This window comes from Pseudoalteromonas sp. GB43 (assembly GCF_054923805.1).
The window spans coordinates 914,063-927,285 of record NZ_JBPCHJ010000002.1 but is presented as its reverse complement, the minus strand read 5'-3'; the positions used below and the strand labels follow the sequence as shown (position 1 = coordinate 927,285).

The 13,223-nt window shown below is 40.2% G+C and carries 10 protein-coding genes and 2 pseudogenes; 7 read left to right on the top strand and 5 right to left on the bottom strand.

The annotated features are described in order from the left end of the window. Positions 1-17: 17 nt before the first annotated feature. A complete protein-coding gene (gene udp / locus ACRWSG_RS21665; protein ID WP_054552164.1) occupies positions 18-773 on the top strand; it encodes a uridine phosphorylase in 756 nt (251 codons plus the stop codon). Here udp and cdd read toward each other — a convergent pair. Together cdd and ACRWSG_RS21655 are read right to left on the bottom strand one after the other, a co-directional pair. Beyond that, positions 770-1,702, bottom strand: a complete 933-nt coding sequence (gene cdd, locus ACRWSG_RS21660) for a cytidine deaminase (protein ID WP_462167501.1) — start codon at positions 1,700-1,702, stop codon at positions 770-772. The two genes, udp and cdd, sit on opposite strands and share 4 nt — an antisense overlap. Before the next feature lie 165 nt (positions 1,703-1,867). Further along, the gene (locus tag ACRWSG_RS21655; protein ID WP_054552162.1) at positions 1,868-2,236 is read right to left on the bottom strand and encodes a hypothetical protein; all 369 of its coding nucleotides are present in this window, start codon (positions 2,234-2,236) and stop codon (positions 1,868-1,870) included. A gap of 343 nt (positions 2,237-2,579) precedes the next feature. Between ACRWSG_RS21655 and ACRWSG_RS21650 the strand changes: the two genes are divergently transcribed. Both ACRWSG_RS21650 and ACRWSG_RS21645 read left to right on the top strand, forming a co-directional pair. Continuing rightward, complete coding sequence (locus tag ACRWSG_RS21650) at positions 2,580-3,842, top strand: tetratricopeptide repeat protein (RefSeq protein WP_462167500.1); 1,263 nt, start codon at positions 2,580-2,582, stop codon at positions 3,840-3,842. A 54-nt stretch (positions 3,843-3,896) separates the two neighbouring features. Further along, the gene (locus ACRWSG_RS21645; protein ID WP_462167499.1) at positions 3,897-4,610 is read left to right on the top strand and encodes a sensor histidine kinase; all 714 of its coding nucleotides are present in this window, start codon (positions 3,897-3,899) and stop codon (positions 4,608-4,610) included. Here the strand turns inward: ACRWSG_RS21645 and ppc are convergent. Beyond that, positions 4,607-7,253, bottom strand: a pseudogene (ppc, locus tag ACRWSG_RS21640) (phosphoenolpyruvate carboxylase). The gene ACRWSG_RS21645 and the pseudogene ppc overlap by 4 nt on opposite strands. 424 nt (positions 7,254-7,677) lie before the next feature. Here ppc and ACRWSG_RS21635 point away from each other — a divergent pair. Together ACRWSG_RS21635 and ACRWSG_RS21630 are read left to right on the top strand one after the other, a co-directional pair. Further along, on the top strand, positions 7,678-8,424 hold the full coding sequence (locus tag ACRWSG_RS21635) for an SDR family NAD(P)-dependent oxidoreductase (RefSeq protein ID WP_462167498.1): 747 nt from the start codon (positions 7,678-7,680) through the stop codon (positions 8,422-8,424). Positions 8,425-8,434: 10 nt separating this feature from the next. Continuing rightward, entirely contained in the window at positions 8,435-9,043 is a 609-nt protein-coding gene (locus tag ACRWSG_RS21630; protein ID WP_462167497.1) for a flavin reductase family protein, read from the top strand. 14 nt (positions 9,044-9,057) lie between these two features. Here ACRWSG_RS21630 and ACRWSG_RS21625 read toward each other — a convergent pair whose 3' ends face one another. Further along, positions 9,058-9,654, bottom strand: a complete 597-nt coding sequence (locus ACRWSG_RS21625; RefSeq protein WP_462167560.1) for a M24 family metallopeptidase — start codon at positions 9,652-9,654, stop codon at positions 9,058-9,060. A 97-nt stretch (positions 9,655-9,751) separates the two neighbouring features. Then, positions 9,752-10,135 carry an aminopeptidase P family N-terminal domain-containing protein gene (locus ACRWSG_RS21620; RefSeq protein ID WP_462167496.1) on the bottom strand — a complete coding sequence of 128 codons (384 nt, stop codon included), beginning with the start codon at positions 10,133-10,135 and terminating at the stop codon, positions 9,752-9,754. Between the two features lie 129 nt (positions 10,136-10,264). On the opposite strand from ACRWSG_RS21620, the pseudogene ACRWSG_RS21615 reads away from it, so the two are divergent. Beyond that, positions 10,265-11,486 (top strand): annotated as a pseudogene (locus ACRWSG_RS21615) (M24 family metallopeptidase). A 152-nt stretch (positions 11,487-11,638) separates the two neighbouring features. Further along, positions 11,639-13,045 carry a YfcC family protein gene (locus ACRWSG_RS21610; RefSeq protein ID WP_294412773.1) on the top strand — a complete coding sequence of 469 codons (1,407 nt, stop codon included), beginning with the start codon at positions 11,639-11,641 and terminating at the stop codon, positions 13,043-13,045. The last annotated feature ends 178 nt before the right edge of the window (positions 13,046-13,223 follow it).

Below are 13,223 nucleotides of genomic sequence, written 5' to 3'. Positions count from 1 at the left end.
AAAAATAAGGTTTAATAATGGAAAAGGTATTTCACTTAGGGATCACACGTGACGACTTAAAAGGGGCAACTCTTGCTATCGTACCTGGCGATCCTGACCGCTCAGCACGCATTTCTACGCTTCTTGATAACCCTGAATGCTTAGCGAAGACTCGTGAATTTCATGTTTACCGTGGTGAGCTAAACGGCCACAGTGTTGTCGTTTGTTCAACCGGTATTGGCGGCCCATCTACTTCAATTGCTGTTGAAGAGCTTGCCCAACTTGGTATTGATACCTTTTTGCGAATTGGCACGACCGGTGCTATTCAGCCCCACATCAATGAAGGCGACATTTTAATTAGCCAAGCATCTGTTCGATTAGATGGCGCAAGCCAGCATTTTGCACCACTAAGCTACCCTGCTGTGTCTGACTTTTTTGCTACACAAGCAATGGTCAATGCATGTGATAAATTAGGAATTAATTTCCACATTGGTATTACTGCATCGAGTGATACTTTCTACCCGGGTCAAGAGCGTTACGATACTTATTCAGGTTATGTTCCGCGCTCATTCCAAGGCAGCTGTGAAGAGTGGCAAAAACTAGGTGTGATGAACTACGAGATGGAATCAGCAACACTATTTACTATGTGTGCTGCCCTTGGCTTACGCGCAGCATGTGTTGCAGGTGTTTTAGTAAATCGTACTAAACAAGAGATTCCGAATGTTGACCACGGCGAGATTGAGAAAAAATCAGTCGCCGTCGTCATTGAAGCTGCAAAACTATTGCTTAATTAAGCGTTACTTAATTTCGCAATATAGTGCTCAAATGCTGGTGGGTTTGCAAAGCTTGCCAGCACAGATTTAGCGACCTCATATTGATTTTCTGCCCCTTGTGTTTCTAACAAGGTTATCGACTTAACTGTTTTATCATCAAAGCTTAAACCCGCAAGATAAAACTGACTCAATGCACTTTGTAATGGCGAAAGGCTTGGACTATAGGCAGCATTTTCGGCATAGCTTCCGTAAAAATCCCCTTCGGTAAATGTACTTAATTTAACAGCACTAAAATTACCTGTGTATGGCACATATGCATTGAGTGCTAATTGAATAAGTTTTGCGTCATCAATGGTAAGGTCGGCAAATTGTTTATCACTTTGCTTATGCGAGAATAAACACGCATCATTACCTAAATCTTTCGGACCAAATGAATAAGGTAATAACTCATGAAGGTTAAAGTCACGCTCTGGCAATAAAATCTCAAGTGAGTCTGCAGTGCTCAATTCATTCATAAATTGACGGCAATAGCCACAAGGGGCGTCACTAATGGCAATTTTTAGTACTGCTTGCGCGCCATTAAGCCATGCATTATTAATCGCTGATTGCTCAGCATGAACGACTAAACTCAAGGCTTGATGAGAAAACTCAACATTAGCGCCAAAATAGAAATTTGTTTCGCCTTGCTCATTTAACCCAACTGCAATAGCGCCCACGTAGAATTTAGAAATAGGCGCCACAGAAAATAAACTTGCGACGGGTACACAGGCTTTTAGTAACTCAAGTTGGCTAACTTGAAACTGCTGACAAAGAGAAGAAATATCTGTTTGAGATAAGATGCCACGTTGCTGTTTAAGCTGGGCAAAAAGAGAATTTTTTTGTTGATCATTGAAGCTAAACGGCTCTGAATTTTGAGCTAGTTTGCTTGCATCTATCCTAGTTGCTGTCATAACAAATTATAATTATTAATTGGCTAAACAGTTTAAAAGGTTACGTAATGAATTGCTAGGTTTTGGCGGTAAACATCAAGGTAAATCGCACAATAAAAGCTAAAAATTAGCGGTATTTGTAAGCCCAGATATACACAACAAAATAGCGATGACTAGCTCGACCAATTATTGACGAACCAGCCAATTTTTTGCTTTGTTAAAACATTCAAAGTTTTCAGCTTGTAAGTTATAGCGCTTTGCTTTTTGCATAAATAAGTCGTGCATAAAACCATCAAAACTTACGACAATTGCTACAACAGCTTCTTTCAAAGAGTTTGCCACTGCCGGCATAATTGTGAATAAATCAGCAGGTGCGAAATTGTGCGTCAACTCAGACACGTCAACGAGTATTTTATCTGACCCATATAATACTGAGTATTGTTGGGCGATTTGGTAAAAGTTAATCACATCCTGTGCGCTTGCCGTCCCTCTTAACGTCATCATAACTAACGACGTAGATGCATCATAGGTAATGCAAGTAGACACGTTTGACATAAAAATACTCTTAAACTGCGTGAGTGGTTAGGGGTTAACTCTAGCTCTCAGAGTTGAAAGCCAGCATATTTTATTTATAACCCTAACCTAGTCAATAGCTAGCAATTAAATAGGTATGACCAGCATTAAATATAAGAATTTATAACTAGAAAAATACATTTTTGGCGTTACCTTAAATTAACCTTTAATGCTTTTTTTAAACATGCACGAGAATTCTGCCTTTAATTTAAGCCTTTTCAGATGCCCTTAAAATGAGTGAAAACTTACAATGAACATCATCTTAAAGCAGTAGAGTAAACACGTATTGTCAGATGATACATGTTTGCTTGGATAGGTATAAATCATGAGATTCATGGTTCCAATTATCGCAGGCATGTTTTTGTCAGTTCCTTTGCAAGCAACCGCAATTACAGCAACAGAATTTGAAAAACTACGCAACCAAGTCAGAAACACTTACGCAAACTCAAGACAGCTAGGTTTAGAAGAAGTAAATAAAATACTAGCCAATTCTGAGTTAAATCTTGAACAGAAGATCATTATGACTAACTATAAAGCGTGGGTTTTATCTGGTAATAATAAACTAGATGAAGCGATGATTACGCTTGTAGAGTTCGAGAGTATGGTTACCAAATCGAAAGATAAGAGTCTGATGTATGGCTACTATAATATTTCGGGAAATATCTATTCCCATTTAGGGTTATATCAAGAAGCACTTAATCATTACAAACAAGCGCTCCCTTTTGCAAAGATGAGGAATAATAACCTTGTAATGCAAACTGAAAACAACATCGCTGTTATCTACTTAAAATTACACCTATATAACAATGCAGCAGAAATATTTAAAAAATTTAGAGAGTACAGCAAAACAAATAACCATACCTTTAATGAGTCGTTTACGAGTAATCTTCTTGCTAAGGCTTTGCTTGGTTTAAAAAAATATGACCAAGCATTAGAACTACTTAGTAACATATATAACTTTCAGAAAAGCAACGACTTTCTTTCACACCAAATAGTTAATCTAACCACTCAGGGAAAAATTTATAACTCTCAAGCACAATATAAAAAAGCAGAAATAATATTGAAAAAAGCGCTCAATTTACTAAATGAGAATAATCTTCAAAGCGATAAGCTTGCTGTAGTATTAGAACTTGCTATAACATACAAAGCCCAAAATAAACCTGCATTGGCTCTAGCACAAATTCAGTCAATTGATTTAAAAAATAAAAAAATCTCTGACTATCAATTATTGCTAGCTACACAAGAGCTATCAGCCTCTTTGCATTTACAACAAAAAAACTACCATGCAGCAATTGATGCATACAAACAGCTCTATGAAACTCAAGAAAAAATTCTAAGAAGACAAACCAGTACTAATCTTGCCAAAGCGTTAGCAGAATTAGATATAACGACTAAAGAAGCAGAAATAGAACTTTTAACTAAATCAAATCAAGTTCAGGCTTCAAAAAATAAAGCAAATAAAGTGATCTTTATGGCGATTGCTTTTGCCTTATGCTCAATTTTAATCGTATTAACGTTGATGACAGTGAGGACGAAGCAACAAAAGAATGCCCTATCTAAAACATTAACAAAACTTCATAACACATAAGCACAACTTATTGAAATCGAAAAAATAGCATCGTTAACCGCATTAGTATCTGGTATGGCGCATCAATTAAATACGCCCATTGGCACCATTGTAACCGCTAGCTCTTTAATTGATGATCAACTTACACTTATTTGCCAAAAGTTTAAATCTCAAGAGCTATCTAGCAAGCACCTTCATAGCTTTTTAAACGATACAAACGATGCAAAAGATTTAATACAGGCTAGCATCGCTCGACTTGCCAGTATTGTCGAAGAATTTAAGGCACTCAATGTGTCTATTGATTTAGATAAACCGCTAGTCCAGTTTAACCTAAAAGAAGAAATATCACGCAGAGTTCTGCCTTTCTCAAGTTATTTAGGAAAGTGTATTAAATTCGATATTCAGGGTGATAATGTTGTAATAACTTCTTACCCTGCAATTATTGGTGACATATTAAAAACCTTAATCATTAATTCCTGCGAACATGGTTTTGCAATAAAGCTACACGGTTTAATTGAGATCGAGATTAAAGCTTTTCCTAAGCATGTCGAAATTATTTATCAAGACAACGGGGTCGGTATTAAGGAAACTATCTTGCATGATATCTTTACTCCTTTTTATACCACTAATATGGGCGATAAACACCTAGGACTTGGGTTAAATGTTGTTTTTAATGCAGTTAAATTTAATTTGAAAGGAGAAATATGCGCCGAGCCTTATGAACACGGCGCACGATTTGTTATTAGCCTACCAATCGATGCTCGATTGGTTGATGATACTAGCTATTAACCGGTATTACGCATACCAGCAGCGATACCTGTCATAGTGATCATCAAGGCATTATCAATATCGCCTTCAGAGCCCACGTCAGCTTCGCGTGAACGACGCAGTAACTCAACTTGTAATAGGTTAAGTGGATCTGTGTACGGGTTGCGAAGCGCTATTGACTCTTTGATCCAAGGTTGATCTGCAAGCAGGCTCTTTTGTGGGCTAAGCGATTGCACAAGCTCAATAGCCTCACTCAACTCCTGACGAAGTTTTATGCCTAATGGCTTATATTGCTCAGTTACTAATGCATCATCGTAATGCGCACTTAACCATGAATCGGCTTTACTAAATACCATTTCTAGCATCTCTAAACGAGCACGGAAGAATGGCCATTTTAAGCTCATTTCGTGAAGTGTCTCGATTCCATACTTATCTAAAGCAGCTTTAAACGTTTGTTAATGCACCTAACCAAGCTGGCAGCATTAAACGGTTTTGGCTCCATGCAAAGATCCATGGAATAGCACGAAGACTTTCTACCCCACCGTTCGGGTTGCGCTTCGCAGGACGAGAGCCAAGTGGTAGTTTAGAAAGCTCTTGCTCTGGGGTTGCCATTCTAAAGTAAGGAACAAAATTTTCATCATGGCGCACAACTTGGCGGTAATGCTCACACGAATCAGCACTAATAAGTTCCATAACATCACGCCATTCGCTCTTCGGCTCTGGTGGTGGAAGCAAGTTACTCTCGAGTACTGCACCAGCGTAAATATTTAAGCTTTGCAGGGCAACAGCAGGCAAACCAAACTTAAAGCGGATCATTTCACCTTGCTCTGTTACTCGCAAGCCACCTTTTAATGAACCTGGAGGCTGTGAACGAAGTGCTTGTGCAGCTGGCGCGCCACCACGACCAACCGTACCACCACGGCCGTGGAATAAAATAAGTTCAATACCGCGATTTTCGGCTAATTGAACAAGTTTATCCATAGCTTCATATTGTGCCCAACCAGCAGCCATCATGCCTGCATCTTTTGCTGAGTCTGAGTAGCCGATCATGACATTTTGTTGGTTTTGAATATGACCACGGTACCAAGTGTTATCAAGTAAACATTCGATAACCTCTTTACCATTATTTAAGTCGTCTAACGTTTCAAATAATGGCGCAACAGGTAAGTTAAACTTACAACCACTTTCTTTAAGCAGTAACTGTACTGCCAGCACATCAGATGCAGTGCGTGCCATCGAAATAATATACAAACCAAATGTTTGAGCATCTTGCGCTGCGATTACATCAAATGTATCTAGCACCTCTTGTACTTCTGGGCTTGGTTGCCAATGTTTTGGAATGAGCGGACGTCGAGAGTTTAGCTCAGCAAGTAAAAAAGCTTGTTTGTCTTCCTCTTGCCATTGATGGTAATCACCTAAACCTAAATAACGTGTTAACTCAGAGAAAACATCACCATGGCGCGATGAATCCTGACGTACATCAAGTTTTGCAAGGCGTAGACCAAAGCTATTAATACGGCGCAAAACATCAAGCAGCAAGCCATCGGCAACTACTTTCATGTTGGTCTTAATAAGCGAGCGATAGCACACTTCGATTGGGTGTTTAATTTGCGCAATATCGGTAATTAAATCTTCAGAATCAGTGCGCTTATTCTTAATTTTAGCGCCCAAATGGGTCACAGTTTCGACAATTTGATTCTTTAATTTTTTAAGTACCGCACGATAAGGTTCAAAATCTTGACCTGCAAGCTCAATAAGCTCATCGCTTGCATCCGACATTGATAGCTCATTGCTTAGCGTTTCGATATCACGGGAATACAAATCGAGTGCCATCCAGCGGCCATGATCAAGCACTTGCTGTGTGACTTCAGCGGTGACGAACGGGTTACCATCACGGTCACCGCCCATCCAAGAAGTAAATTCTATTGGGCTGAAATCAATCGGCAGCTCTAGATCAAGCTCTGCTTTTACGTCTTCGCCAAACTCGCGTAAGAAACGCGGAACAGCATGCCATAAGCTATTTTCAATAACCGCAAAACCCCATTTAGCCTCGTCGATTGGCGTTGGGCGTGAACGACGAATGTCGTCGGTATGCCACGCTTGGCTAATAAGTTGGGCAATACGATTTAATAAATCTGCACGTTCACTAGGTAAGTTGTCTTTACGCTCTAAAGAGGCAAGGCAATCACTTAATTCAACGTGTTTATTGATCATTGTACGGCGTGTCACCTCAGTTGGGTGAGCCGTCAGTACTAAATTGATGTGGAGTTTTGAGAGTGTTTGTGCCAAGTGATTCGGATCAACTTGACCTTGCTTTGAAGCTGTTGCTAACGCTTTTAATGTTTGAGTGAGAGGGTTTAGTTGGCAAAAGCCAACATCATTAAAGCGCGATACGGTATGAAATTGTTCAGCAACATTAGCAAGATTCAAAAAATGATTAAATGAGCGTGCAACCGGTAATAGTTCTTCATCTGTTAGAGCGTGTAGTACTTCGATAAGAGCCTGTCTGTCGGCTTCGTTACCACTACGTGACGATTTAGATAAAGCGCGAATCTCTTCTACCTTATCTAAAATGGCTTGTCCTTGTGCATCTTTAATGGTTTGACCCAGCATTTGTCCAAGCATACTAACATTACCGCGAAGTGCAGCGTATTGTTCACTCATTCTCATACTCCTTTCTTTAACTAAGTTGAAAGTACTTACTGCACAGTATTTAGCCAAGCACGAGCGCAGCTAAATACTGATCCCTTTTATTAATATCATTGTCAGCGTTAATTTAATAGATTGAATTTTCTAACATACTCGTAAAAAAGAATAACCAATCTATAAACATAAAAGTGTAATAAATACGCAGCTTAGTCAGCTACAAAGCGTTAAAGCTAGCTCAATTGGTAAAATGGACTTACCAATTTAAAAGGTAAAATCCCCGTAAATTAAGGCATCCTTAATGTTTGCATGGTCAAATCTTTACCCGCCTTTTTTTATATGTTTGTAGGGTTAGCTCAAGACAAACAGAGCTACTATCATTTTATTAGTTGGTGATAGTTTGAGCGAAATTTTTTTCAAATATTTTTATAACAGGTCAAAAATGCAACTCTATATTTTGTGTGGTGCACGCAGTGAAATTGCAAATGCCTATTTCACTACTCTTCATAAACAAATCAACACGGGTCATATCGTCACCATCAGTCGAGATGAATTTAAGGCAAGTTTCAATGAGTCATCAAGCAATGAGATAAGTCACCAGCATTTTATTACTGATTATTCAGAGCAAAGCTTAAGTGGCATTGCTAAAGAACTTGCCGGTGACCACTACGATTTAGCCCAGTTGATGATATTTAACGGCCTATTGCATGATCCAAATAATGCGCCTGAACGTAAACTTGAGCAAATATCTGAGCAGCACTTTATAAATAGCATGACAACTAATGCTCTACTGCCAATTCGCTGTGTGACTTTATTCTCAATACTTTTAAAGCCACAAGCTTCAACTGTGGTGTGTGCTCTTAGTGCACGTGTTGGTAGCATTCGTGATAACAAGTTAGGCGGTTGGTATAGCTATCGGGCATCGAAGGCGGCATTAAATATGTTATTTAAATCTGCAGCGATTGAACTTAGCAGACGCTATAAAAAGTGCCACTGCGTGTTATTTCACCCAGGTACCACTGATACGCCTTTATCAAAACCCTTTCAGGCAAATGTACCCAAAGGAAAGTTATTTACCCCTGAGTTTGTAGCCGAGCAGCTGTATTCATTGATAAGTGATGCTGACTATTTACAACAATCACACAACCCTGCCTACTTTGACTGGCAAGGAAAACCCATAGACTGGTAACAGGAAATTTATGCATTTTACAAAACAAGCCATTGCTGATTTAGAAAACCGCTACCGCGCTCATTTAATTAATAGTTTGTCGGGGTTTAAAAGTGCCAACTTAGTCGGCACTCAAGATAGCAACGGCCAAACTAACTTAGCGATTGTAAGTTCAGTATTTCATCTTGGGGCACATCCCCCTTTAGTGGGTATGATAATTAGGCCTCATTCAGTGCCTCGCCATACCCTAGAAAACTTATTAGCCACTAAGCAGTACACGATTAACCATGTGAACAAAGACATTTATAAAAATGCACATCAAACATCGGCACGCTACGACAAGGACGAGTCTGAATTTGATGCAACAGGGCTCAGTACTGAATACCTAAATGACTTTACAGCGCCTTTTGTTAAAGAAAGTAAGCTTAAATATGCGCTTGAGCTGAAAGAGCACCACCACCTTGCCATTAATGGCACTGAGCTGATCATAGGTGAAATAACCGATATTTACTTAGATGAGGCTTGCTTGCAAGAAGATGGCTTTGTCGATATTGAGGCCATTGACACAGTCGCAGTGAGCGGGCTTGATAGTTACCATGTAACTGAACGATTAGCCCGCTTAGCGTATGCTAAAAAGTAACCTTTAATTTAGCACTAGATTATAAATGGCTTAGGCGCATGGGTTAACACCTCAAAGCCAGATTCGGTGACAACTATGTCATCTTCAAGGCGTACACCACCACAGCCAGGTATATAAATGCCAGGCTCAATGGTGATCACATTACCCACTTCAAGGTTGTAGTCTGTCAGAGTGTTGATAAATGGCACTTCATGTAAAAACAGCCCTAAACCATGGCCAAGGCCTTTACCTGCGTACTCGCCAAAACCTGCATCAGCAATCACCTTGTTTGAGATGGCATTTAAATCTAAACAATTTACACCCGGTTTAACCATTTCAAGTGCCGCATTTTGTGCATCAAGAACAGTATTATAAATACGGGTTTGTTTTTCTGATGCTTCGCCAATAATGTAACTACGAGTCATATCAGAGCGATAGCCATTTACAACTGCACCAAAATCAAGGGTTACAAAGTCACCTTGCTTTAAAACCTGATCTGACGGGTTACCATGCGGCAAGGCTGAGCGCTCTGCAAACAGCATGATGGTGGCAAACGACATTCCTTCTGAACCAAGCTTTTGCATTCTAAATTCAAGCTCTAAGGCAAGGTCACGCTCGGTTACACCCGGTATAAAATAAGGCAGCGTTTGTGCTAATGCTTCATCAGCGATGGCCGCAGCAGCTTTAATTTGTGCAATTTCCCAGCTATCTTTAACGCGCCTTAGTTTTTCAATTAAGCCGTTTACCGCTGTTAATGTGTCCGCTTAGCTCATCTGCCACACCTTGCCAAATGGCTACCGTGACATAACTTGCATCAAATGCGACATGGCTGTTTGGGTTAAGGTGCCTGTTAATACAATGACCAAGAGTTTCGTTGTCTCTGTCTCGACAAACAACTTTAAACCCTGTTGTTTCAGCAACTGCACGTTGGTGGTATCGGTAATCAGTGATCAACACACACGCATTTTGAGTAATTAATGCATAAGCAGCATTACCGCTAAAACCACTTAAGTAACGAATATTTTCATGACCAAGTACTAACATGGCGCTGTAACCTTGTTGCTCTAGCAAGGCTTTAAATTCAGCTTGTCTTTTTAAGTAATTAACTTGCATTGTCGCTCCTTATTTTTTGCGCATGCTAACAGTTATGTCCATAAATACGAATATTATGCGATTAGTCGCAGTGAGTTTGCATCAACTGTTTACTCAAGCCACAATGCAGAAAAAACCAAGGAGTATACAATGACAACATATGGTATTGGCACACAAACGCCAGAGCAGGCGCTTGACTCTTTGTCAGATATGACAACAGATTTAACCCCTATTCAAAATGACGAATTTGATGCGCGTATCGCAAAAGCACAAGCGTATATGCAAGCAAACAACATTGATGCAATTTATTTAAATGCAGGCACTAACCTAGCCTATTTTACAGGGATGCGTTGGTACGCAAGTGAGCGTTTAGTTGGCGCTATTTTACCTGCAAAAGGTGATGTGCAATACATAGCGCCGTTTTTTGAAATCGGCAGCTTAAACGATTTTATGGTGATTGATGGCCCAATTCGTGGTTGGCAAGAACACGAAAACCCTTATCAACTATGTGTAGATGTTCTTACAGAAATGGGCATTAGCAAAACAGGCACCCTTGGTATTGATGAAAGCGCACAGTTTTTCATCTACGACGGCATTAATAAAGCGAACGGCAATTACAACATTGTTAACGCACAGTGCGTGACAGCGCACTGCCGTATGCATAAATCAGCCAATGAACTTGCCTTAATGCAACGTGCTATGGACATGACTTTAGAAGTACACAAAGCAACGGCAAGTATGCTTTATGAAGGTATCACCACAACTGAGGTTGAAGCCTTTATTAAAAAAGCGCACCAAAAAGTCGGCGCACCGGGTAACTATTTTTGTATTGTGTTATTTGGTGTTGCGTCGTCTTTTCCGCATGGTGTTAAAAACCCGCAAACCCTTAAAAAAGGTGACGTGGTACTGATTGATACTGGCTGTAAAGTGCATGATTACCTCTCTGACATTACCCGTACTTATGTATTTGGTGAAGCAACCGAACGTCAACGTATGTTTTGGCAACACGAGAAAAATGCCCAACTTGCTGCTTTTGCTGCCGCAAAAAATGGTGTGGCATGTGGCAAAGTAGACGATGCTGCAAGACAGTACCTTGCCGAAAATGGCATGGGACCAGAGTATCAAACACCAGGCTGCCCACACAGAACCGGCCATGGCATTGGTTTAGATATTCATGAATGACCCATACCTCGTGGGTGGTAACCCTACCCCACTCGCAACAGGTATGTGTTTTAGTAATGAACCTATGATTGTCGTACCTGATGAGTTTGGTATTCGCTTAGAAGATCACTTTTATATGACAGACGAAGGTCCGCGTTGGTTTACCGAGCCTGCTCATAGCATCGATGACCCATTTGGGTTAGCTAAATAAAATTCAAATAAACTTTATAAGGCCAGTTTTCTGGCCTTTTTTGTATCTTAATTATTACAATCATTAACAGTGTGGACATTTTAGAGACAACCTATCCGCTTTTATCATGTTATGATTTCAAGAATTTAACCTAACATAATTACGGAGAATAAATGGGTTTACGTTTTAAAGTTCCACATACCCTGATACTGCTGCTGGGCATGATGGTTGTTGCGCTTATTGCTACCTGGTTAGTACCACAAGGTTTTTTCACTACTACATTAAGTGAATCAGGCCGAGAAATGGTTGTTGCGGGCACCTATCAAACGGTTGCTGAGCGCCATTACTTAACTCCATGGGATTTATTACAAGCCATACCTCGCGCTTTTGCTGCTGCTCAAGATGTTATTTTCTTTGTGTTAATTGTGGGCGGCGTATTAGCTGTTGCACGTGCCACAGGCACTGTTGATGCGCTCATTGGTAGGCTTTTAGAGAGACACGGTAAAAAACCGCAACGATTAATCTTTATGGTGGTGTTTTGCTTTGCCTTAGCATCAAGCAGTATTGGTACCGCCGGCGAATATATTCCTTTTGTTATTATTCTCGTCGCGCTTTGTAAAGCAATGCGCCTAGATGCAATGACCGCCGTAGGGATGATAGTTGCAGGTTATGGTATTGGTTATGGTGTTTCGGCATTTAACCCATTTACGGTATTAATCGCACAGCAAATTGCTGGTATTCCTGTTTACTCTGGCCTGTGGTTACGTTTAGCTATATTTATTCCATTTGTGCTCATTGGTTTTCATCATGTTTGGCAATACACCAAAAAGGTAGCGCACGATCCGTCTAAATCAATGATGATTGGCGTGCCTTGCCCACTCGAAAATCAAACAGCAACAAGTTACCCAGCACTTGCCCTGCGCCATAAACTAGTTTTAGGTAGCTTTATTATTACCCTAGCAATTGCAGTATGGGGCATCGCAACTAAGGGCTGGTACTTATACGAGCTAGGTGGTGTTTTTATTGCTTGGGGTGTGGTTGTAGCCATTTTAGGCAAACTATCTGCTGATGAAGCAGCAAACAAATTTATAGAAGGCGTATCTGATCTTGTTACCACCGCAGTGTTAATTGGTGTTGCACGTGGTATTGCGCTTATTTTAGAAGACGGCCAAATCCTGCATAGCCTTGTCCATGGCATGTCGTTACCGCTTTCTTATGTATCTGCTGAAATATCTGCAATTGGCATGCTGGTTATTCAAACCCTACTCAATACCTTTATTCCTTCTGGTTCAGGGCAAGCTTATGTCACCATGCCACTCATGGCCCCACTCGGTGATTTAGTCGGTGTACCAAGACAAGTTGCTGTGCTTGCTTATCAATTTGGTGATGGCTTTTCAAATATGATCATACCGACCAATGCTGTACTGATGGGCATTTTAGGCATGGCTGGTGTGCCTTACGGCCATTGGTTTAGATTCTGTTTACCACTACTAATTAAACTAATGGTCGCAGCATCGGTTGTATTAGTATTAGCTGTAATGTTTGGCTATGGCTTAGATGTACAGCCCACACTTAATTAAGTTAGTTGATTTTAAAAAGCGCCTAAGGCGCTTTTTTGTTGTGTTTTGAGCTCTTTTTAGCAATACATATTTGGCAAAATGAGTTTTAAGTGAAAGTCAGTTTTGTACAAAATCATAACTTCAAGCGTAACTCGCTTCTGTCGGATAGACGACACCTGTTACCAAGTGTCGCCCTCCT